The 19,484-nt window shown below is 72.6% G+C and carries 18 protein-coding genes; 13 read left to right on the top strand and 5 right to left on the bottom strand.

From position 1 onward, the window contains the following. Positions 1–111: 111 nt before the first annotated feature. The gene (locus QSK10_RS00735; RefSeq protein WP_285660575.1) at positions 112–1,305 is read left to right on the top strand and encodes a trypsin-like serine peptidase; all 1,194 of its coding nucleotides are present in this window, start codon (positions 112–114) and stop codon (positions 1,303–1,305) included. Between the two features lie 24 nt (positions 1,306–1,329). Here QSK10_RS00735 and QSK10_RS00730 read toward each other — a convergent pair whose 3' ends face one another. After that, positions 1,330–1,605, bottom strand: a complete 276-nt coding sequence (locus QSK10_RS00730) for a hypothetical protein (protein ID WP_285660574.1) — start codon at positions 1,603–1,605, stop codon at positions 1,330–1,332. Further along, complete coding sequence (locus QSK10_RS00725; RefSeq protein WP_285660573.1) at positions 1,557–2,522, bottom strand: APC family permease; 966 nt, start codon at positions 2,520–2,522, stop codon at positions 1,557–1,559. The genes QSK10_RS00730 and QSK10_RS00725 overlap by 49 nt, the downstream gene beginning before the upstream one ends. Before the next feature lie 105 nt (positions 2,523–2,627). On the opposite strand from QSK10_RS00725, the gene QSK10_RS00720 reads away from it, so the two are divergent. The 10 genes from QSK10_RS00720 to QSK10_RS00675 all read left to right on the top strand — a co-directional run bounded on the left by QSK10_RS00720 (position 2,628) and on the right by QSK10_RS00675 (position 10,996). Further along, positions 2,628–3,089 carry an Lrp/AsnC family transcriptional regulator gene (locus QSK10_RS00720; RefSeq protein ID WP_285660572.1) on the top strand — a complete coding sequence of 154 codons (462 nt, stop codon included), beginning with the start codon at positions 2,628–2,630 and terminating at the stop codon, positions 3,087–3,089. A gap of 68 nt (positions 3,090–3,157) precedes the next feature. Next, positions 3,158–3,529, top strand: coding sequence for a phosphoribosyl-AMP cyclohydrolase (gene hisI, locus QSK10_RS00715; protein ID WP_349497664.1), 372 nt, complete (start codon positions 3,158–3,160; stop codon positions 3,527–3,529). After that, positions 3,526–4,068 carry a Trp biosynthesis-associated membrane protein gene (locus QSK10_RS00710; protein WP_285660571.1) on the top strand — a complete coding sequence of 181 codons (543 nt, stop codon included), beginning with the start codon at positions 3,526–3,528 and terminating at the stop codon, positions 4,066–4,068. The genes hisI and QSK10_RS00710 overlap by 4 nt, the downstream gene beginning before the upstream one ends. Continuing rightward, a complete protein-coding gene (gene trpC, locus QSK10_RS00705; protein ID WP_285660570.1) occupies positions 4,065–4,874 on the top strand; it encodes an indole-3-glycerol phosphate synthase TrpC in 810 nt (269 codons plus the stop codon). The genes QSK10_RS00710 and trpC overlap by 4 nt, the downstream gene beginning before the upstream one ends. After that, entirely contained in the window at positions 4,871–6,100 is a 1,230-nt protein-coding gene (gene trpB / locus QSK10_RS00700; RefSeq protein ID WP_285660569.1) for a tryptophan synthase subunit beta, read from the top strand. The genes trpC and trpB overlap by 4 nt, the downstream gene beginning before the upstream one ends. Beyond that, positions 6,097–6,906 (top strand): tryptophan synthase subunit alpha, encoded by an 810-nt coding sequence (gene trpA / locus QSK10_RS00695; RefSeq protein WP_285660568.1) that lies wholly within the window; start codon positions 6,097–6,099, stop codon positions 6,904–6,906. Before trpB ends, trpA begins: the two co-directional genes overlap by 4 nt. A 9-nt stretch (positions 6,907–6,915) precedes the next feature. Continuing rightward, a complete protein-coding gene (lgt, locus tag QSK10_RS00690) occupies positions 6,916–7,899 on the top strand; it encodes a prolipoprotein diacylglyceryl transferase (RefSeq protein ID WP_285660567.1) in 984 nt (327 codons plus the stop codon). Continuing rightward, positions 7,896–9,029 carry an FAD-dependent monooxygenase gene (locus QSK10_RS00685; protein WP_285660566.1) on the top strand — a complete coding sequence of 378 codons (1,134 nt, stop codon included), beginning with the start codon at positions 7,896–7,898 and terminating at the stop codon, positions 9,027–9,029. Before lgt ends, QSK10_RS00685 begins: the two co-directional genes overlap by 4 nt. A gap of 204 nt (positions 9,030–9,233) precedes the next feature. Then, on the top strand, positions 9,234–10,214 hold the full coding sequence (locus tag QSK10_RS00680) for an NAD-dependent epimerase/dehydratase family protein (RefSeq protein WP_285660565.1): 981 nt from the start codon (positions 9,234–9,236) through the stop codon (positions 10,212–10,214). Between the two features lie 17 nt (positions 10,215–10,231). Next, positions 10,232–10,996 (top strand): WecB/TagA/CpsF family glycosyltransferase, encoded by a 765-nt coding sequence (locus QSK10_RS00675; RefSeq protein ID WP_285660564.1) that lies wholly within the window; start codon positions 10,232–10,234, stop codon positions 10,994–10,996. A gap of 70 nt (positions 10,997–11,066) precedes the next feature. Here QSK10_RS00675 and QSK10_RS00670 read toward each other — a convergent pair whose 3' ends face one another. Together QSK10_RS00670 and QSK10_RS00665 are read right to left on the bottom strand one after the other, a co-directional pair. Further along, on the bottom strand, positions 11,067–11,522 hold the full coding sequence (locus tag QSK10_RS00670; RefSeq protein ID WP_285660563.1) for an LppU/SCO3897 family protein: 456 nt from the start codon (positions 11,520–11,522) through the stop codon (positions 11,067–11,069). Positions 11,523–11,812: 290 nt separating this feature from the next. Further along, positions 11,813–12,160, bottom strand: coding sequence for an LppU/SCO3897 family protein (locus QSK10_RS00665; protein WP_285660562.1), 348 nt, complete (start codon positions 12,158–12,160; stop codon positions 11,813–11,815). 357 nt (positions 12,161–12,517) lie between these two features. On the opposite strand from QSK10_RS00665, the gene gltB reads away from it, so the two are divergent. Both gltB and QSK10_RS00655 read left to right on the top strand, forming a co-directional pair. Next, positions 12,518–17,065: a glutamate synthase large subunit gene (gene gltB / locus QSK10_RS00660; protein ID WP_285660561.1), complete on the top strand. Its 4,548-nt coding sequence runs from the start codon at positions 12,518–12,520 to the stop codon at positions 17,063–17,065. Further along, a complete protein-coding gene (locus tag QSK10_RS00655; protein ID WP_285660559.1) occupies positions 17,058–18,524 on the top strand; it encodes a glutamate synthase subunit beta in 1,467 nt (488 codons plus the stop codon). The genes gltB and QSK10_RS00655 overlap by 8 nt, the downstream gene beginning before the upstream one ends. On the opposite strand, the gene QSK10_RS00650 is transcribed toward QSK10_RS00655, so the two are convergent. Further along, entirely contained in the window at positions 18,458–19,408 is a 951-nt protein-coding gene (locus tag QSK10_RS00650) for an ion transporter (RefSeq protein WP_285660558.1), read from the bottom strand. The genes QSK10_RS00655 and QSK10_RS00650 overlap by 67 nt on opposite strands. Positions 19,409–19,484 lie beyond the last annotated feature (76 nt).

Genomic DNA, 19,484 nt, shown 5'->3' with positions numbered 1-19,484 from the left:
GCGCTTCGCGAATGTTCCCGATTCTTCCGGGGTTCCCCCTCGGTGTCCGATCGGATACCCTCGGCTGCGGGTCCGGCGCATAACGGACCCAACCCGGCGAAAGGAACGATCATGAGACTGGTGCCGTTATCCCGGATCCTCGCCGCGGGGGTGCTCGGCGCGGCCGCGCTGAGCGTCCTCAGTGGAGGAACGACCGCCGCCCCCGAACCCACCGCCGCCGCCCCGCAGCAGCTGGAGAGCGTCGGCGAGGAGCGCGCCGCCGCCATCGAGCTGGTGGCCGGCGCGGGGCGGGCCGACGCCACGACCGTACGTCATCCCGGCGCGACGTACGTCAAGGTGCACTTCTCCGAGCTCTCGCTCTCCACCGGCGATTACGTCACGGTGAGCGACCCGGCGGGCAATGAGAAGTTCGTCTACCACGGCGCGCCCGGTCGCGGATACCGCGACGCGGAGGACTCCTCCTACACACTGCACGGGGACAAGGGCTTCGCGGCCATGTCCGTCGAGGGCGACACCGCCGTCATCACCGTCCACCGCGCGAGCGAGTTCGACGTCGCCGCCCCGGTGGTCCGCGTCGACAAGTACTGGCGCGGCTGGGACGCCAGGGAGCACGCCGCGGCCAACATCGGCCTCAACAGCGTGTGCGGCGCCGACGCCCGCAAGGACGTCGTCTGCTACCAGACCACGTTCCCCACGCAGTACGCCCGCTCCAACGCCGTCGCCCGGCTCCTCATCGGCGGCACCAGCGCCTGCACCGGCTGGCGCGTCGGCGACACCAACCGCATGCTCACCAACAACCACTGCACATCCACCGCGGCGGGCGTGCAGAGCACCGAGTCCCAGTTCAACTACCAGTGCGCCACCTGCGGCGGGAACAACCCGTACACGCCGGTGAAGGTCTCCGGGGCCACCCTCGTCAAGACCAGCGCCAGCCTGGACTACACGCTCTACTCGGTGAACAACTTCGCCACCATCACCTCCTTCGGGACCCTCTACATCGAGTCCCGGCAGCCTGTGCTGGCCGAGAAGATCTACATCCCCGGCCACGGCGACGCCACCGCGAAGCGCCTGTCGATCTACGAGACGACCGGTGGCGCGCTCTGCGACATCGACACCGTCAACCTCGACTCGATCAACACCGGCTACCTGTGCGACACCTCCGGCGGCAACTCCGGCTCGCCGGTGCTGGCCACGTCCTCGCACAAGGTCATCGCACTGCACCACCTGGGCGGCTGCCAGAACGCGGGCACCCGGATGAGCAAGATCTACCCCGAGATCATCGCCCTCATCGACAACACGCCCTGATGCGCGTACGGCGCCCGTTTCGGGCTACGGGCGCCGTCGGGCCGGTGCGCCGACGAGTGGCCTCCATCGCGCGAGGAGGCCCAGGGACAACGCCGCCGGCGCGGCCAGGTACCAACCGCAGGTGAGCAGGACCGCTGAGGCGAGCCCGCTCGCCACGGCGGCGAGCACCCGCCCCCGTCCGGTCGGCAACCGGACGGCGGCGGCGCAACCGGCCAGGGTCACCGCGGCCAGAAAGGCCACGGTGACCCGCATCAGCTCCTCCACACCGACCGGCAGCGCCACGAACACCGCGGTGGGCACCGCCAGCGCCGCCAGCGCGCGGCGCGGGGGACCGTCCTGGGCCAGGACGCGGGGGAGATCACCGCGCCGGGCCAGCGCGTCCGCCAGCCGCCCGGCCCGGCGAGATAGGCGTTGACCGCGCCGAAGGACAGCGCGAGCGCCGCGACCGCGGTGACCGGGCCGGTGGCGTCCCCGAGACCGAAGCGCAGCAGCGCCGACAGCGGCGCCGGCTCGCGCGCCGCGGCGTCCCCCAGCGCGCCGACGACCACGATGGACAGTCCGATGTAGATGACCGCGACGACGGCCAGCGACAGCGCGGCCACCCGCGGCAGCATCCGCCGCGGGTCGGCGAAGTCCCCGGACAGGTGGGTGGCCGCCTCCCAGCCCACGAAGGCGAGGAACAGCACCCCCACCGCCCCGGCGACCCCTCCGGCGCCGTGCGGCGCGAAAGGCGTGAAGTTGCCCGCCTCGACGTGCGGCGCGGCCACCGCACACGCCGCCACCAGCAGCAGCGCCAGCACCCCCGCCATGGCCAGCTGCGCGCCCCCGGACAGCCGCAGCCCGGCGTGGTTGGCCGCGAAGGCCGCCACCAGCAGCGCCACCGTGACCCACGCGCTCCCGCCCACGTAGGCCGCGCCGGTCTTGGCGCCCGCCGCCACCCCCGGCGGGATCGCCGCGATGAACCACCACCCCGTCACCGCCGCCGCGCGCGGCCCGAACGCCCTCGCCACGAAACCCGAGACGCCGCCACCGCCCGGATACCGCGCCCCGAGCATCGCGAAGGTAGCCGCCACCGGCGCGCTCAGCACCAGCAATGCCAGCCACGCCGCGATCGACGCCGGCCCGGCCGCCTCCGCCGCCAGCCGGGGCAGCACCAGCACCCCCGGCCCCAGCACCGCGCCCACGTACATCGCCGCGCCCCGCCACAGTCCGAGCATCGATCCGGCCTCCCGTTCGCCATGAGGCCGTCAAGCTACGCATTCGTCGGGTCAAAGCAGGCCCCGATCGAACGATCGTCCGGAATCGGTGCCAGTATCGGAGCCGTGGACGAACTCGACGCGCACATCCTGGAACTCCTCCAAACGGATGCGCGGCTCTCCAACCGCGAACTCGCCCGCCGCCTCGGCGTGGCCGCCTCGACGTGCATCGAGCGCGTCAAATCGCTCACCCGGCGCGGCGCCATCGGCGGCTACCACGCCGACGTCGACCTCAAGGCCCTCAACCGCGGCACCCAGGCCTTCGTCGCCGTCGACCTGCGGCTGCCCACCCGCGCCGTCATCGACGCCTTCAAGACCACCGCCCGCACCTGGCCGGAGGTCCTGTCGCTGTCGGTGGTCTCCGGCGGCGACTGCTTCGTCCTGCACGTGGCGGTCCAGAGCCCCGAACGCCTGCACGCGTTCCTGGTGGACCGGCTGGCCACCCACAAGGAGGTCGCCCGCTTCCGCACCACCCTGATCTTCGAGCGCACCTACACCAAGGTCCTCACCGCGCTCCCGGCCGAATAGGCGACGCCCGCCTCACCCGCGCCCCCCGGTGCCCGGCCCCCGCGCGGGACACGACACAATCGGTCTTCATGGCGCCACCCTCAGCCCTCGATCCGGCGATCGCCGCCCGACTCAAGCGCGATTCCGCCGGGCTGGTCGCCGCCGTCGTCCGCGAGCACCGCACCGGCGAGGTGCTCATGCTCGCCTGGATGGACGACGAGGCCCTCCACCGCACCCTCACCACCGGCGACGCCACCTACTGGTCCCGCAGCCGCGGCGAGTACTGGGTCAAGGGCGCCACCTCGGGGAACACCCAGAAAGTCGTCTCGGTCGCCCTCGACTGCGACGGGGACGCCCTCCTCGTCACCGTCGAGCAGACCGGCCCGGCCTGCCACACCGGGACCCCCACCTGCTTCACCGGGAGGGAACTCCCACTGGCCGCCCCACCGGAACGGCCATGAACCCGCGCAGGCAGCTCACCCTCGCCGTCCTGGGCGGCGTCCTCGGCGGCGGACTCGCCTGGTACGCCGCCACCCGCGTGTGGTGGACCGAGGTCATCACCCGCGCGCCGTTCCCCGACAAGACCGTCGAACACGACGGCACGAGCCTCGCCGCCTGGGTCCTGCCCCTCGCCATCGTCGGACTCGCCGGGGCGCTCGCCCTAGTGGCCACGCGCGGGGTGGCCCGGACGGTCGTCGGCGCGCTGGTAGCGGCCAGCGGCCTGGGCGTCGCCGCAGGTGGCGGCTATGGCCTGGCCGAGCAGCCGGGCGTGTGGCCGGCGGCCACCGCGCTGGGCGGGCTGCTCGTCCTGGCCGCCGGCGCGGCCGCCCTGCGGTCGGGCCGGACGTGGCCGCACATGTCCAGCCGCTACGAGCGGCCCGCCAAGGCCGCTCCCGTATCAGACGATCCCGCCGCGCTGTGGAACGCCCTCGATCGCGGCGAGGATCCGACATCGCTTAACATCGGCCAAAAGGCACCCGGAGAGGGGAGTTCCGGATGAGCGTTCTCGACGAGATCGTCGCCGGCGTCAAGGAGGACCTGGCGCGACGGCAGGAACGGGTGTCGTTCGACGAGATCCGCGACCTCGCCCAAGCCGCGCCGCCCCCATTGGACGCCCTCGCGGCACTCAAGGCCCCCGGTGTCGGGGTCATCGCCGAGGTGAAGAGGTCATCGCCCTCCAAGGGGCGCCTGGCCGAGATCCCGGACCCCGCCGAGCTGGCCGCGGAGTACGCCGCGGGCGGCGCCCGGGCGATCAGCGTCCTCACCGAGAAGGACTACTTCAAGGGGTCCCTGGAGGACCTGGACGCCGTGCGCGAGCGCGTGTCGATCCCGGTGCTGCGCAAGGACTTCATCGTCTCCACCTACCAGGTCCACGAGGCCCGCGCGCACGGCGCCGACCTCGTCCTGCTGATCGTGGCCGCCCTGGACCAGAACACCCTCAGCGGGCTCCTGGACCGGATCGAGTCGCTCGGCATGACCGCGCTGGTGGAGATCCACACCGAGGAAGAGGCCGACCGGGCCCTGGCCGCCGGGGCGAAGGTCATCGGCGTCAACGCCCGCGACCTGCACACCCTGGAGGTCGACCGCTCGGTCTTCGAGCGCATCGCCCCCGGCCTGCCCAACGAGGTCGTGAAGATCGCCGAGTCGGGCGTCCGCGACGCCCGCGACCTGATCCGCTACGCCGGTCACGGCGCCGACGCGGTCCTGGTCGGCGAGGGCCTGGTGACCAACAAGAACCCGCGCGACGCCGTCGCCGACCTGGTGACCGCCGGAAGCCACCCCGCCACGCCCCGGCCCGTGCGATGAGCGCGCAGCCGGACCCGACGGGGCACTTCACCGCCCAGGGGATCAACTTCGGCGGCCGGTTCGTGCCCGAGGCGCTCATCGCCGCCCTCGACGAACTGGACGCCGCCTACCGCAAGGCGTTCTCCGACCCGGTGTTCCTCGGCGAGTTCGAGCGGCTCCAGCGCGAGTACGCGGGCCTGCCGTCGATGCTCTACGACGCGCGCCGCCTGTCGGCGACCGTCGGGCGGCGGATCCTGCTCAAGCGCGAGGACCTCAACCACACCGGCGCGCACAAGATCCGCAACGTGCTCGGGCAGGCCCTGCTCACCAAGCACATGGGCAAGCCGCGCATCATCGCCGAGACCGGCGCCGGGCAGCACGGCGTGGCCTCGGCGACCGCGGCGGCGCTGTTCGACCTCGAATGCACCGTGTACATGGGCGCCGAGGACACCCGCCGCCAGGCCCTGAACGTGGCCCGGATGCGGATGCTGGGCGCCGAGGTCGTCCCGGTCACCACGGGCTCGCAGACCCTCAAGGACGCGATGAACGAGGCCCTGCGCGACTGGGTCTCCTCCGTCGACCGCACCCACTACCTCATCGGCTCCGCCGGTGGCCCGCACCCGTTCCCGGCGATGGTCCGCGACTTCGTGCGCGGCATCTCCGTGGAGGCCCGGCAGCAGTGCCTGGACCAGGTCGGGCGGCTGCCCGACGCGGTCGCGGCCTGCGTCGGCGGCGGCTCCAACGCCATCGGCGCCTTCCACGCCTTCATCCCCGACGAGTCGGTGGCGCTGTACGGCTTCGAGGCCGGTGGCGACGGCGTGGAGACCGGCCGCCACGCCGCGACCCTGACCGCCGGGTCCCTGGGCGTCCTGCACGGCGCGCGGACCTACGTGCTCCAGGACGCCGACGGCCAGACCATCGAGTCGCACTCGATCTCGGCGGGCCTGGACTACCCGGCCGTCGGGCCCGAGCACGCGTTCCTGCGCGACACCGGGCGCGCCCACTACGAGGCCGTCACCGACGCCGAGGCCATGGCCGCCATGCGCCTGCTCACCCGCACCGAGGGCATCATCCCGGCGATCGAGAGCGCCCACGCCGTCGCGGGCGCCCTGCGGATCGCCCCGTCGCTGCCGGAGGACGCGGTCATCGTGGTGTGCCTGTCGGGCCGCGGCGACAAGGACATGGACACCGCCGCCACGTGGTTCGGCCTCTACGACGAGACCGGCGATTCTGGAGAGCAGGCATGAGCGTCACGCCCACCCTGGAGAAGACGCGGGCGGCCGGGCACGCCGCCCTCGTCGGCTACCTCCCCGCCGGGTTCCCGACGGTGGCCACCGCCACGGCCGCCGCGCGCGCGATGGTCGAGGCCGGGGCCGACATCGTCGAGATCGGCTTCCCGTACTCCGACCCGGTCATGGACGGCCCGGTCATCCAGCGCGCCGCCGAGCGCGCCCTGGCCGGCGGCCTGCGCGCCGCCGACGTCCTGCGCACCGTGGAGGGCGTCGCCGAGACCGGCGCGCCGGTCCTGGTGATGACCTACTGGAACCCGGTCCTGCGCTACGGCGTGGACGCCTTCGCGCGCGACCTCGCCGCCGCCGGCGGCGCCGGGCTCATCACCCCCGACCTGATCCCCGACGAGGGCGAGGACTGGCTGGCCGCCTCCGACGCCCACGGGCTGGACCGGGTCTTCCTGGTCGCGCCCAGCTCCAGCGAGGAGCGCATCGCGAGCACCGTCGCGGCCACGCGCGGGTTCGTCTACGCGCAGAGCGTCATGGGCGTGACGGGCGCGCGCGAGCACACCTCGTCGGCGGCGCCGGACCTGGTCACGCGCACCCGCCGGGCCACCGAGCTGCCCATCGGCGTGGGTCTCGGCGTCCGCAGCGGCGCCCAGGCCGCCGAGGTCGCGGGGTACGCCGACGCCGTCATCGTCGGCTCGGCGCTGGTGAAGTGCCTGCTGGACGCGGGTGACGAGAAGGAGGGCATCGCCGCCGTCCGCGCCCTCACCGCCGAACTGGCCGAAGGCGCGCACGCGGGAGCACGCCCGACCCGGTAGCCTCACCGCGTGGACCTCGCCTCTATCCCCAGCCCTTCGAAGAGCGTCTGGTACCTCTTCGGGACGATTCCGCTGCGCGGCTACGCGCTCTGCATCATCGCGGGCATCATCCTCGCCTGCGTGATCACCGAGGTCCGGCTGCGCCGCCGCGGCGCACCCCCCGGGACGGTCATCGACATCGCCCTGTGGGCGGTGCCCTTCGGCATCGTCGGCGCGCGGATCTACCACGTGATCACGTCCCCGGAGGCGTACTTCGGGCAGGGCGGCAGCCCCGTCAAGGCGCTCTACATCTGGGAGGGCGGCCTCGGCATCCCCGGCGCGATCCTGGCCGGCGCGATCGGCGCCTGGATCGGCGCGCGCCGCCTGGGCATCCCGCTGAGCATGGTCGCCGACGCCCTCGCGCCCGGCCTGCCCGTCGCGCAGGCCGTCGGCCGCCTCGGCAACTGGTTCAACCAGGAGCTCTACGGCGGCCCCCTCAACGCGTGGTGGGCGGTGGAGATCTCCCCGGAGAACCGGCTCCCCGGGCACCTGAACGAGGCCACCTACCACCCGACGTTCCTCTACGAGCTGCTGTGGAACCTCGGCGTGGCGCTGCTGGTGTGGCTGCTGGACCGCAAGTTCAAGTTCGGCAAGGGCCGCGCCTTCGCCCTCTACGTCCTCGCCTACGGCATCGGCCGCTTCTGGATCGAGGGCGTGCGCATCGACCCCGCCGAGGCGTTCCTGGGCCTGCGCACCAACCAGTGGATGAGCGTCGTCATCGTCATCGGCTCGCTGGTGTACCTGTTCCTGGTCCGCGGCAAGCGCGACGTCCTGGTCACCGGCGAGGACGGCAGGCTCGTCGCGGTCGCCTACGACAGCCCCGAGGCCACCGCCGCGCCCGCCGCCACCGAGAAGACCGGCGTGGCGAAGGACGAGGCGGAGGAGCCCGCCGGGGACGAGCCCGAGGACGAACCCGCGGACGGGAAGACCGCCGAGGACGGGAAGGTCTTATGAGCGAGCGCTCCGCCGTCGTCGTCGGCGCCGGAGTCGGCGGCCTCGCCACCGCCGTGGCGCTGACCGGCGCGGGGTGGCGCGTCCAGGTCCTGGAGCGGCACGAGCGGCTGCGCGCCGACGGCGCCGGCCTCCAGCTGTGGGCCAACGGCGTCCGCGCCCTGGGGGCCCTCGGCATGGGCGGCGCGCTGGACGCCATCACCGACCGGCGCTCGCGCGGCCCCGCCGGGCTGCGCGCGCCGGACGGGAAGTGGCTCGTGCGACCCGACCAGGCGCCCGGCGAATCGGTCTTCGCGCACCGCCAGGACCTCCACGAGGCCCTCGTCGCCGCCCTCGGCGAAGGCGTGGCCGTCCGCACCTCGGCGACCGTCACCGGCCTGCGCCTGGGCGACGCGCCCGCCGTGCGGCTCGGCGGCGAGACCATCACCGCCGACCTCGTGGTCGGCGCCGACGGCGCCAGCAGCCTCGCCCGCACCAGCGTCGACAACCACGCCCGGCTCGTCGGCGCCGGGCGCGTGGCGTGGCGGGCGGTCGTCCCGTCCTTCCGCGCCCCCGAACTGTCCGGGGCGTGCGAGACCCGCGGCGACGGCCTGCGCTTCGCCTACGCCGGTCTCGGGCACCACGGCGTATACTGGACGGCCGAGGCGCAGGGCAGCGTCCGGCCCGAGTCGCCCGCCGGGCAGCTCGACCTGCTGCGCCGCTGGTTCGCCGGATGGCACGAGCCGGTCGGGCAGCTCATCGCCGCGACCCGGCCCGAGGAGCTGCTGCAGAACCCCGTGGAGTACCTCGACCCGCTCCCGCGCGCCTTCGCCCACGCCGGGTCCACCGCCGGGGTCGCGCTCGTCGGCGACGCCGCCCACGCCCTCACCACCGACCTCGGGCAGGGCGCCGGCCTGGCCCTGGAGGACGCCGTGACGCTCGGCGCGTGCCTGCGCGGCCGCACCGTCCCCGAGGGCCTGCGCCGCTACGACGAACTGCGCCGCCACCGCGTGACGCGCCTGGCGAAGGCCTCCCGCCGCGCCGGTGCCGCCAAGGGCGGAGCGCTGCGGACGGCGCTCATGCGCGCCCTGCCGGACCGCGCCCAGGCCAAGGGCTCGCCCGCCGTCACCGACTGGACTCCTCCCGAGGGGTGACCGGCACCCCACCGGCGGTGGGCCATAATGGGACACATCGGCACGGGACGTCTCCGGCCGTTCACCTAGATGTAAGCCACGTGAACGCAACCAAACGCGCCTGCGACGGCGTCTTCATGCCTGGGTATCCTTGCGGCACTGTGGGCGTTACCCGGCTGTAATGTAGCCCCGCGTGCAGCCCGAGAAGCGAATTGGAGCGTGACGATGCCAGCGTTCGATGCCGTGGTCGCCGGAGCCGGAGGGTTCATCGGCGGGCACCTGGTGCGTGCACTCATCGCCGAAGGCAAGACGGTCCGCGCGGTCGACATCAAGCCGCTGGAGCGGTGGGACCAGGTGCACGGCGACGCGGTGAACCTCACCCGCGACGTCGGCCTCCTGGAGTCGGCGCGCGAGGTCCTCGACGGCGGCGCCGGAGAGGTCTACAACCTGGCCTGCAACATGGGCGGCATGGGCTTCATCGAGACCCACAGGGCCGAGTGCATGCTCTCGGTCCTGCCCAGCACCCACATGCTCATGGCCTCCCGTGACGCGGGCGTCGGCCGGTTCTTCTACTCGTCCTCGGCGTGCGTGTACGCCGGGTACAAGCAGACCGACCCGAACCTGACCGCCCTCAAGGAAGAGGACGCCTACCCCGCCGACGCCGAGGACGGCTACGGCTGGGAGAAGCTGTTCAGCGAGCGCATGTGCCGCCACTTCCGCGAGGACTTCGGCCTGGAGACGCGCATCGCGCGCTACCACAACATCTACGGCCCGCAGGGCACCTGGGACGGCGGCCGCGAGAAGGCCCCCGCCGCCGCGTGCCGCAAGGTCGCCATCGCCGCCCTCACCGGCGAGCACGAGGTCGAGATCTGGGGCGACGGCCTCCAGACCCGCAGCTTCACCTACGTCGACGACTGCGTCCACGGCAGCCGCATGCTGACCCGCGGCCACTTCGCCGACCCGATCAACGTCGGCAGCTCCGAGATGGTCAGCATCAACGAGCTGTACCAGATCGTCGCCGAGATCGCCGGGGTCGACATCAAGCTCAAGCACGTCGACGGGTTCCTGGGCGTGCGCGGCCGCAACAGCGACAACACGCTCATCCAGAAGGAGTTCGACTGGGAGCCGTCGATCTCGCTGCGCGAGGGCCTGACGCACACCTACCGCTGGATCCACGACCAGGTCGCCGCGAAGCTCGGCAAGTAGCGCGGGTGAAGGCAGAGATGGGTACCGACCGCATCCGGCGCGTCGACGTCCTCGGGGTCGGCATCAGCGCCATCAACCGCGACATGGCCGTCGACGAGGTCACCCGCTGGGTCGACACGCGCGAGCGCCACTACGTGTGCGTGACCGGCGTCCACGGGGTCATGGAGTCGCAGCGCGACCCCGACCTCATGCGCATCCACAACGAGTCGGGGCTCACCACGCCCGACGGGATGCCGATGGTGTGGGCCGGGCACAAGGCCGGCGCGGAGTGGATGGGGCAGGTCTTCGGGGCCGACCTCATGCAGACCGTGCTGGCGCGCGCCGCCGAGCGTGGCTGGTCGTCGTACCTGTACGGCGGCAAGGAGGGCGTCCCGGAGCTGCTCGCGGCGCGGCTGACCTCGCGCTTCCCCGAGCTGAAGATCGCCGGCACGTACTCGCCGCCGTTCCGTGCCCTCACCGACGAGGAGGACGCCGAGATCGTCGCGCGCATCAACGACTCCGGCGCCGACCTGGTGTGGGTCGGGCTGTCCACGCCGAAGCAGGAGCGCTGGATGGCCGCCCACCGCGACCGCCTGCACGCGCCCGCGCTGTTCGGGGTGGGCGCCGCCTTCGACATGCACGCCGGTCTCGTGAAGCGCGCGCCGGACTGGATGCGCGAGCACGGGCTGGAGTGGAGCTACCGGCTGGCGAAGGAACCGCGCCGGCTGTGGCGGCGGTATTTGCGGAACAATCCGGCCTTCGTGGCCGCGATACTGCGCAATCCGCCGCGACTGCGCGATTGACGCCTCGCGCCGCCTGAGACCGAAGAATGAACGGCCCCTCCCACCCGGGAGGGGCCGTTCTTCCGTTCGCTTACTTGACCGGGGCCAGGCAGTAGACGGACTTGACCTTGCCCTTGCGCTTGAACGCCACGTAGTCGGTGGCGTCGGTGCCCTCGCAGGACTTCTCCGGGTCGTAGCGGTCCGGGGAGTAGTCGATGGAGACGACCTTCAGGCCCGCCTTCGCGTCGGTGCAGGCCACGACCTCGATGTCGTCGGGGTCCTGCTGGTCGGTGACGCAGTCGCCGACCTTGCTGTCGTCGATGCCGGGGGGCTGCATCGCGTCGTAGACGAAGAACCCGCCGACCACGACGACCATGATCACGATGGTGACGATGACGCGCAGGACCGGGTTGCCGCGCCGGCGCGGCGGCGCGGGCGGCGGGGGAGGCGGGTAGGCGCCGTACGGCTGCGGCGGCGGGTACTGCCCCGGGGGAGGCGGGTAGTGGCCGGGAGGCGGCGGGTACGGGGACTGCGGGGGGTGGGACATGGGGGAGTGGCTCCGGGGGGCGGGCGGACGGGGCCGCCGGTGGATCTTGGACTCGGCAGAGCCTATGCGGGTGGTGGAGGTGGTGAGTCCCGGGTCCGTGCCATCAGGGGGAAGCGTGCCGGTCTCGTCCCCGGGACGGTGAATGCGGCGCGTTGACCGGTTCGGCCGCGCCTGTTCCGCTTGCGCCCGCGCGCGTTTCGCCGTTCCGGCGGATAGATGCGTGAACGGCCCCCGGATGACTCCGGAGGCCGTTCAGGTCGTGCGTCTCGCGGCGAGCGTCCCGATGGGCGTCAGGACGTCGGGCCGAGGCAGAGGACGTAGTCGATGTTGCCGGACTTGTCCTCCTGCCACAGCATGTCGGTCGCGCCCTTGTCGGCCGAGGCCTCGCAGGCGGCCTGGGCGGTGTCGTCCGACGTGCCCTTGTCGGCGGGGTTGTCGACGCGCTCGATGACCTTGTAGGCGGCCTCGGCGTCGGTGCACTCGACGATCTTCATGTCCTCGGCGCGGGCGGCGTTGGTCACGCAGTCGCCGGTCTTGGCCGTGTCCGGGTCACCGGTCAGGTTCTTGACGATCCAGCCGCCGAGGGCCAGGACGCCGATGACCACGACACCGATCACGATGCGGACCACGATGCTCATGCCGACCGCCTTGGCGGCGCCGCCGGCCTTCGCCCCGAACCCGGGCTGGGGCGGGGGCGGCGGGAAACCGCCGGGGGGAGGCGGGGTGGGCTGACCGGGCTGTCCGGGCGGCGGGTACTGGCCGGGGGGTGGTTGCTGTGCCATGTGAGTTGAATTCTCCTGTAAGGGGTCACCGCATATCGCGGTTCTGGGGCGTTGCGAGAGTAATACGCGCGTGCGACATTCGCGCCACCTGGTGGGAGGAACTGGAGATCCACACACCGGATCCCCTACACTTGCCGGACCGATGTCACCGCTGTGCGATAAAGATGTTGCGGAGCGGTAAAGAAAGCCGGGCCATCGTCGTCCCGAGATGGAATGCGACGGGTTTTGAGTCGAACCCCGTCCGAGACGACTGGAGGTTCCGTGGCGTCGACGCCTATCCGTGCCCATCGGGATCTGTACCGGCCCGCGTACGAACACGACGCGTGCGGGGTCGCGTTCGTGGTGGACGTGAAGGGACGCGGGTCCCATCGCATCGTCGAAATGGGCCTGTCCGCGCTGTGCCGCATGGAGCACCGTGGCGCCAGTGGCGCCGATGAGGCCAGTGGGGACGGCGCCGGGATCATGATCGGCGTCCCGGACCGCTTCTACCGCGAGGCCTCCGGGATCCGCCTGCCCGAACCCGGCGCGTACGCCACCGGGCTGGTCTTCCTCCCGCGCGACCCCGAGCGGGCCGCGCACGCCATGCGCATCGTGGAGAAGTACGTCATCGCCGAGGGCGCGATCCTGCTCGGCTGGCGCGACGTCCCCGTCGACGCCACCGGCCTCGGCGAGGGCGCGCGCGACGCGATGCCCGCGATCACGCAGGTGTTCATCGCCGCGCGCACGCTCACCGACGGGCGCGTGCTCAGCGGCGTCGAGCTGGACCGGGTCGCCTTCTGCGTCCGCAAGCAGGCCGAGCGCGAGACCCGCGAGCGCGGCCTGGACGTGGCGTTCCCGTCGCTGTCGTCGCGCACGATCGTCTACAAGGGCATGCTGACGCCCGATCAGCTCGGCACGTTCTACCCGGACCTGACCGACGCGCGCCTGGAGTCGGCGATCGCGATCGTGCACAGCCGCTTCTCCACCAACACGTTCCCGTCGTGGCCGCTGGCGCACCCCTACCGGATGGTCGCCCACAACGGCGAGATCAACACCATCCGCGGCAACCGGAACTGGATGAGCGCCCGCGAGGCGCTGCTGGACAGCGAGCTGATCCCCGGGCGCATCAAGCGCCTGTACCCGATCGTGACGCCCGGCGCCTCCGACTCGGCGAGCTTCGACGAGGTCGTGGAGCTGCTGCACCTGGCCGGGCGGTCGCTGCCGCACGCGATGCTGATGATGATCCCGGAGGCCTGGGAGAGCGACGAGCGCATGGACCCCAAGCGCCGGGCGTTCTACCAGTACCACGCCAGCCTCATGGAGCCCTGGGACGGACCGGCGTGCGTGGCCTTCACCGACGGCACGCAGATCGGCGCCGTCCTCGACCGCAACGGGCTGCGCCCGGGCCGCTGGTGCCGCACCGGGGACGGCCTGGTGGTCCTGTCCAGCGAGGCCGGGGTCATCGACCTCGACCCCGCCACGATCGTCCAGAAGGGCCGTCTGCGCCCGGGCCGGATGTTCCTGGTCGACACCGCCGAGGGCCGTGTCCTCGACGACGACCAGATCAAGGCCGACCTGGCCGCCGAGCAGCCCTACGCCGACTGGCTGCACGCCGGGCTGATCCGCCTGGAGGAGCTGCCCGAGCGCGAGCACGTCGTCTACACCCACGACTCGGTGCTGCGGCGGCAGCGGACCTTCGGCTACACCGACGAGGAGCTGCGGCTGCTGCTGGCGCCGATGGCCCGCGACGCCGCCGAGCCGATCGTGTCGATGGGCACCGACACGCCCGTCGCGGCCCTGTCGGGACGCCCGAAGCTGCTCTACGACTACTTCACGCAGCTGTTCGCGCAGGTCACCAACCCGCCGCTGGACGCCATCCGCGAGGAGCTGGTCACCTCGGTGGCGACCACGATCGGGCCCGAGCACAATCTGCTCGACCCGGGACCGGCCAACTGCCGCCAGATCCAGCTGCCCTACCCCGTCATCGACAACGACGACCTGGCCAAGATCCTGTCCATCGACGAGGACGGCGACCTGCCCGGCTTCCAGGCGGTGCGCGTGTCGGGCCTGTACCGCGTCCGCGACGGCGCCGAGGGCGTCCGCGACCGCCTCGTGGAGATCTGCCGCCACGTCTCGGAGGCCATCGAGGACGGCGTGCGGATCCTGGTGCTGTCCGACCGCGACTCCACCGCCGACCTCGCGCCCATCCCCGCGCTGCTGCTGACCGCCGCCGTCCACCAGCACCTGGTGCGCGAGCAGACCCGCACGCAGGTCGCGCTCGTGGTCGAGGCCGGGGACGCCCGCACCGTCCACCACGTGTCGGTGCTGATCGGCTACGGCGCCGCCGCGGTCAACCCGTACCTGGCCTTCGAGTCCATCGAGGACCTCATCGCCACCGGCGCGCTGCCCGGCCTCACCCCCCGCCAGGGCGTGGCCAACTACGTCAAGGCGCTCGGCAAGGGCGTCTTGAAGGTCATGTCGAAGATGGGCATCTCCACGGTGTCCTCCTACTGCGGCGCGCAGGTCTTCGAGGCCCTGGGCCTCGACCCGGGCTTCGTCACCCGCTACTTCACCGGCACCGACTCCCGCGTCGGCGGCGCCGACCTGGGCGTCCTCACCGGCGAGGTCGCCGCCCGCCACACCGCCGCCTACCGCATGGTCGACGCCGACGCCGCGGCCGACGACGGCACCGAGCTCCTCGAACCCGGCGGCGACTACCAGTGGCGCCGCGAGGGCGAGGTGCACCTGTTCAACCCCGAGACGGTGTTCCTGCTCCAGCACTCCACCCGCACCGGCCAGTACGGCGTGTACCGCCGCTACACCGCCGAGGTGGACCGCCTCACCGCCGCCAACGGCGGCCTGCGCGGGCTGCTGCGCCTGCGCGCCGAGGACCGCTCGCCGATCCCCGTCGACCAGGTCGAATCGGCCGGGGACATCGTCAAGCGCTTCAACACCGGCGCCATGTCCTACGGCGCGATCTCCGCCGAGGCCCACGAGACCCTCGCCGTCGCCATGAACCGCCTGGGCGCCAAGTCGAACAGCGGCGAGGGCGGCGAGGACGTCGAGCGCCTCTACGACCCGCTGCGCCGCTCGGCGGTCAAACAGGTCGCCTCCGGCCGCTTCGGTGTCACCGCCGAGTACCTGGCCACCGCCGACGACATCCAGATCAAGATGGCCCAGGGCGCCAAGCCCGGCGAGGGCGGCCAGCTGCCCGGCAACAAGGTCCACCCGTGGATCGCCAGGACCCGGCACGCCACCCCCGGCGTCGGCCTCATCTCGCCGCCCCCGCACCACGACATCTACTCCATCGAGGACCTCGCCCAGCTCATCTACGACCTCAAGCACACCAACCGCGACGCGCGCGTCCACGTCAAGCTGGTGTCGGAGGCCGGGGTCGGCACGGTCGCCGCCGGCGTGGTCAAGGCCCACGCCGACGTCGTCCTCATCTCCGGGCACGACGGCGGCACCGGCGCCGCGCCCGCCAACTCCATCAAGCACGCCGGGACGCCCTGGGAGATCGGCCTCGCCGAGACCCAGCAGACCCTCATCCGCAACGGCCTGCGCGACCGCGTCACCGTCCAGGTCGACGGGCAGCTCAAGACCGGCCGCGACGTGCTGATCGCCGCCCTCCTCGGCGCCGAGGAGTACGGCTTCGCCACCGCGCCCCTCATCGTCGCCGGATGCGTCATGATGCGCGTCTGCCACCTCGACACCTGCCCCGTCGGCGTCGCCACCCAGGACCCCGTCCTGCGCGAGCGCTTCACCGGGAAGCCGGAGTTCGTGGAGAACTTCTTCCGCTTCATCGCCGAAGAGGTCCGCGAGCTCCTCGCCTCCCTCGGGCTGCGGAGCCTCGACGAGGCGATCGGCCGCGTCGAGCTCCTCGACACCGCCGAGCTCACCGGCAAGGCCGCCACGCTCGACCTGTCGGCCGTTCTCGCCACCCCCGTCGACGGGCCCCGCCGCCGCCTCACCGGCCAGCACCACGACCTCGACGGCACCCTCGGGCACCGCCTGGTGGACGCCGCCGAACCCGCGCTGGCCCGCCGTGAGCCGGTGGAGCTGAACCTGCCGATCCGCAACACCGACCGCTCGGTCGGGGCGATGCTGTCCGGCGCGGTCACCCGCGCCCACCGCGAGGCCCTGCCCGAGGACACCGTGGTCGTGCGGCTGCACGGCACCGCCGGGCAGTCCTTCGCGGCCTTCCTGGCGCCCGGGATCACCCTGCGCCTGTTCGGTGAGGCCAACGACTACGTCGCCAAGGGACTCTCCGGCGGCCGGGTCGTGGTGCGGCCCGACGCGCGGGCACCCTTCGCCGCCGAGGACAACATCATCGCCGGGAACACCGTCCTGTACGGCGCCACCAGCGGCGAGCTGTACGTGCGCGGGCAGGCCGGCGAGCGCTTCGCCGTCCGCAACTCCGGCGCCACCGCCGTCGTCGAGGGCGTCGGCGACCACGGCTGCGAGTACATGACCGGCGGCACGATCCTGGTGCTCGGCCCGACCGGCCGCAACTTCGCCGCCGGGATGTCGGGCGGAGTGGCCTACGTCCACCGCCTCGACCCCGCCAAGGTCAACCACGAACTGGTCGACCTGGACCCCCTGGGCGCCGCCGACATCGACGTCATCGGGCAGCTCCTCCAGCGGCACGAGCGCGAGACCGACTCCACGGTCGCCGCCACGCTGCTCGCGGACTGGCCGCGCGCCGCCGCCGGTTTCACCAAGGTCATCTCACGCGACTACAAGGCCGTGCTCGCGTCGCTTCAGGGAGGCTCGCATGCCTGATCCGACCGGCTTCCTCAACCACGGCCGCGAACTGCCCAAGAAGCGCCCGGTGGCGCTGCGGCTGCTCGACTGGCGCGAGGTCTACGAGCCCTCCTCCACCGAGCTGACCAAGCGGCAGGCCTCGCGCTGCATGGACTGCGGCGTCCCGTTCTGTCACCACGGCTGCCCGCTGGGCAACCGCATCCCCGAGTGGAACGACCTGATGCGCACCGGCCGCACCGGGCAGGCCGTCTCGCAGCTGCACGCCACCAACAACTTCCCCGAGTTCACCGGGCGGCTGTGCCCGGCGCCCTGCGAGGCCGCCTGCGTCCTCGGCATCGGCGACGACGCGGTGGCGATCAAGCAGATCGAGGTCGACATCATCGACCACGCCTGGGGCGAGGGCACCGTCGTCCCCCAGCCGCCGCTGTCGCTGACCGGGCGCTCGGTCGCGGTGGTCGGCTCCGGGCCCGCCGGGCTCGCCGCCGCGCAGCAGCTGGCCCGCGCCGGGCACGCCGTCACCGTCTACGAGCGCGACGACGCCATCGGCGGGCTCCTGCGCTACGGCATCCCCGACTTCAAGCTGGAGAAGCGGCACATCGACCGGCGCCTGGCGCAGCTGCGCGCCGAGGGCGTGGAGTTCGTGACGTCCTGCGAGGTCGGCGTGGACGTGTCGGTCGGGCAGCTGCGCCGCCGCCACGACGCCGTCGTCCTCGCCGTCGGCGCGCTCCAGGGCCGCGACACCGGCCTGCCCGGACGCGCGCTCGCCGGGATCCACCTGGCCATGCCGCACCTCGTCGGCGCCAACCGCGTCGTCGCCGGGCGCGCGCCCTTCGCCCCGATCGACGCGCGCGGCAAGCACGTCATCGTCATCGGCGGCGGCGACACCGGCGCCGACTGCGTCGGCACCGCCCACCGCCAGGGCGCGGCCTCGGTCACCCAGCTCGACCTGTACCCCGAGCCGCCCGCCGAGCGGGACGGCGCGAAGGACCCGTGGCCGACCTGGCCGGCGATCCTGCGCACCTACCCCGCCCACGAGGAGGGCGCCGAGCGCGTCTTCGCGGTGGCCGCCTCCGAGTTCACCGGCGAGGACGGCCGGGTGACCGGCATCCGCGTCAGCGAGGTCGCCGTCGACAAGAGCGGCGGACGCCGGGAGGTGCGCCCGGTGCCCGGCACCGAGCGCGTCCTGCCCGCCGACCTCGTCCTGCTCGCCATCGGCTTCGAGGGCACCGAGGACCAGCCGCTGCTGCACCACCTGGGCATCGAGCGCACCCCGCGCGGGACCGTCGACTGCGGACCGGACTGGCAGACCGGCGCGCCCGGCGTGTTCGTCTGCGGCGACGCCCACCGCGGCGCCTCGCTCATCGTGTGGGCCATCGCCGAGGGCCGCGCGGCGGCCGCCGGCGTGCACGCCTACCTCGGCGGGGCGAACCCGCTGCCCTCGCCGGTCGCCAGCGACGCCGCCCCGCTGTCCGTGTAGGCGTCGACCTGGCGCTGGTCGTCCTCGTCCCAGCGCTGCCGGGAGCAGCACGGCTCCGGGCAGCGCTGGTGCGCCAGCGAGCGCACCGTCGCGTGCAGGGCGTCCAAGCGGTCCACGACCGGGTCGGCGGGCATCGCGTGCTTGGGCGACTCCTCCTCGGCCTCGATGCGGCGCGCCTCCTCCATCGAGTTCAGCACGACCCCGATGAGGATGTTGACCAGCATGAACGCGCCGAACAGCACGAACGAGACGTAGTAGACCAGGCTCCACGGGGAGATCGCCAGGCCCTCGGTGACCAGCTCGCCGAGGCCCTCCAGGGTCAGCAGCAGGAACAGGGTCAGCCCGGCGGCGCCGATCGTCCCGAAGCGCTCCGGGTCGGCCTTGCCGAAGGCCAGCCAGCCGACCATCCCGTACAGGTAGAGGACGACGGCGGCCACCGCGAACAGGCCCAGCGCGCCCGGCAGGCTCCGCCACACCGCCACCACGATGATCCGCAGCGTCGGGAACACCCGCACCAGCCGCAGCACGCGGGCCAGACGTGCCAGCCGCAGCAGCGTCACGTTCTCGCGGATGCCCGGCACGAACGCCGCGGTCACCACGATGAAGTCGAAGACGTTCCAGCCGGACTTGAAGAACTCCTGCGGCCGCGAACCGAAGGACGCCAGGCGCAGCACCAGCTCCACGACGAAGAAGCCGATGAAGAACGTGTCGACCACGTCCAGGAGGTCCCCGTAGCGTGCGTCCATCCACGGGTAGGTGCCCAGGCCGAGGACGACGGCGTTCCCGACGATCGCCAGGCTCGACAGCGACTGGAACCACTTCGCGTCCACCAGGCGGCGGCAGGAGTCCGGCAGGCTCCGGGAGATCGGCGGCGCGGTTACCACGCGCTCACCCGCCGTCGAGAGAAGTTTCCGGCATCGGGGGAGAAATCCAGCATTTCGCCACTGTACGAAATGCATG

Source organism: Actinorhabdospora filicis (genome assembly GCF_030269765.1).
Taxonomy (GTDB): domain Bacteria; phylum Actinomycetota; class Actinomycetes; order Mycobacteriales; family Micromonosporaceae; genus Actinorhabdospora; species Actinorhabdospora filicis.
This window is presented reverse-complemented; position numbering and strand designations above follow the sequence as displayed.

What these genes read in the sequence shown, in the direction of transcription:
- QSK10_RS00735 (WP_285660575.1), top strand. Translation starts at nt 112, where the DNA reads ATGAGACTGGTGCCGTTATCCCGGATCCTCGCCGCGGGGGTGCTCGGC.
- QSK10_RS00725 (WP_285660573.1), bottom strand. Translation starts at nt 2,522, where the DNA reads ATGCTCGGACTGTGGCGGGGCGCGGCGATGTACGTGGGCGCGGTGCTG.
- hisI (WP_349497664.1), top strand. Translation starts at nt 3,158, where the DNA reads ATGGCGCCACCCTCAGCCCTCGATCCGGCGATCGCCGCCCGACTCAAG.
- QSK10_RS00710 (WP_285660571.1), top strand. Translation starts at nt 3,526, where the DNA reads ATGAACCCGCGCAGGCAGCTCACCCTCGCCGTCCTGGGCGGCGTCCTC.
- trpC (WP_285660570.1), top strand. Translation starts at nt 4,065, where the DNA reads ATGAGCGTTCTCGACGAGATCGTCGCCGGCGTCAAGGAGGACCTGGCG.
- trpB (WP_285660569.1), top strand. Translation starts at nt 4,871, where the DNA reads ATGAGCGCGCAGCCGGACCCGACGGGGCACTTCACCGCCCAGGGGATC.
- trpA (WP_285660568.1), top strand. Translation starts at nt 6,097, where the DNA reads ATGAGCGTCACGCCCACCCTGGAGAAGACGCGGGCGGCCGGGCACGCC.
- QSK10_RS00685 (WP_285660566.1), top strand. Translation starts at nt 7,896, where the DNA reads ATGAGCGAGCGCTCCGCCGTCGTCGTCGGCGCCGGAGTCGGCGGCCTC.
- QSK10_RS00680 (WP_285660565.1), top strand. Translation starts at nt 9,234, where the DNA reads ATGCCAGCGTTCGATGCCGTGGTCGCCGGAGCCGGAGGGTTCATCGGC.
- QSK10_RS00675 (WP_285660564.1), top strand. Translation starts at nt 10,232, where the DNA reads ATGGGTACCGACCGCATCCGGCGCGTCGACGTCCTCGGGGTCGGCATC.
- QSK10_RS00670 (WP_285660563.1), bottom strand. Translation starts at nt 11,522, where the DNA reads ATGTCCCACCCCCCGCAGTCCCCGTACCCGCCGCCTCCCGGCCACTAC.
- QSK10_RS00665 (WP_285660562.1), bottom strand. Translation starts at nt 12,160, where the DNA reads ATGAGCATCGTGGTCCGCATCGTGATCGGTGTCGTGGTCATCGGCGTC.
- gltB (WP_285660561.1), top strand. Translation starts at nt 12,518, where the DNA reads ATGCGACGGGTTTTGAGTCGAACCCCGTCCGAGACGACTGGAGGTTCC.
- QSK10_RS00655 (WP_285660559.1), top strand. Translation starts at nt 17,058, where the DNA reads ATGCCTGATCCGACCGGCTTCCTCAACCACGGCCGCGAACTGCCCAAG.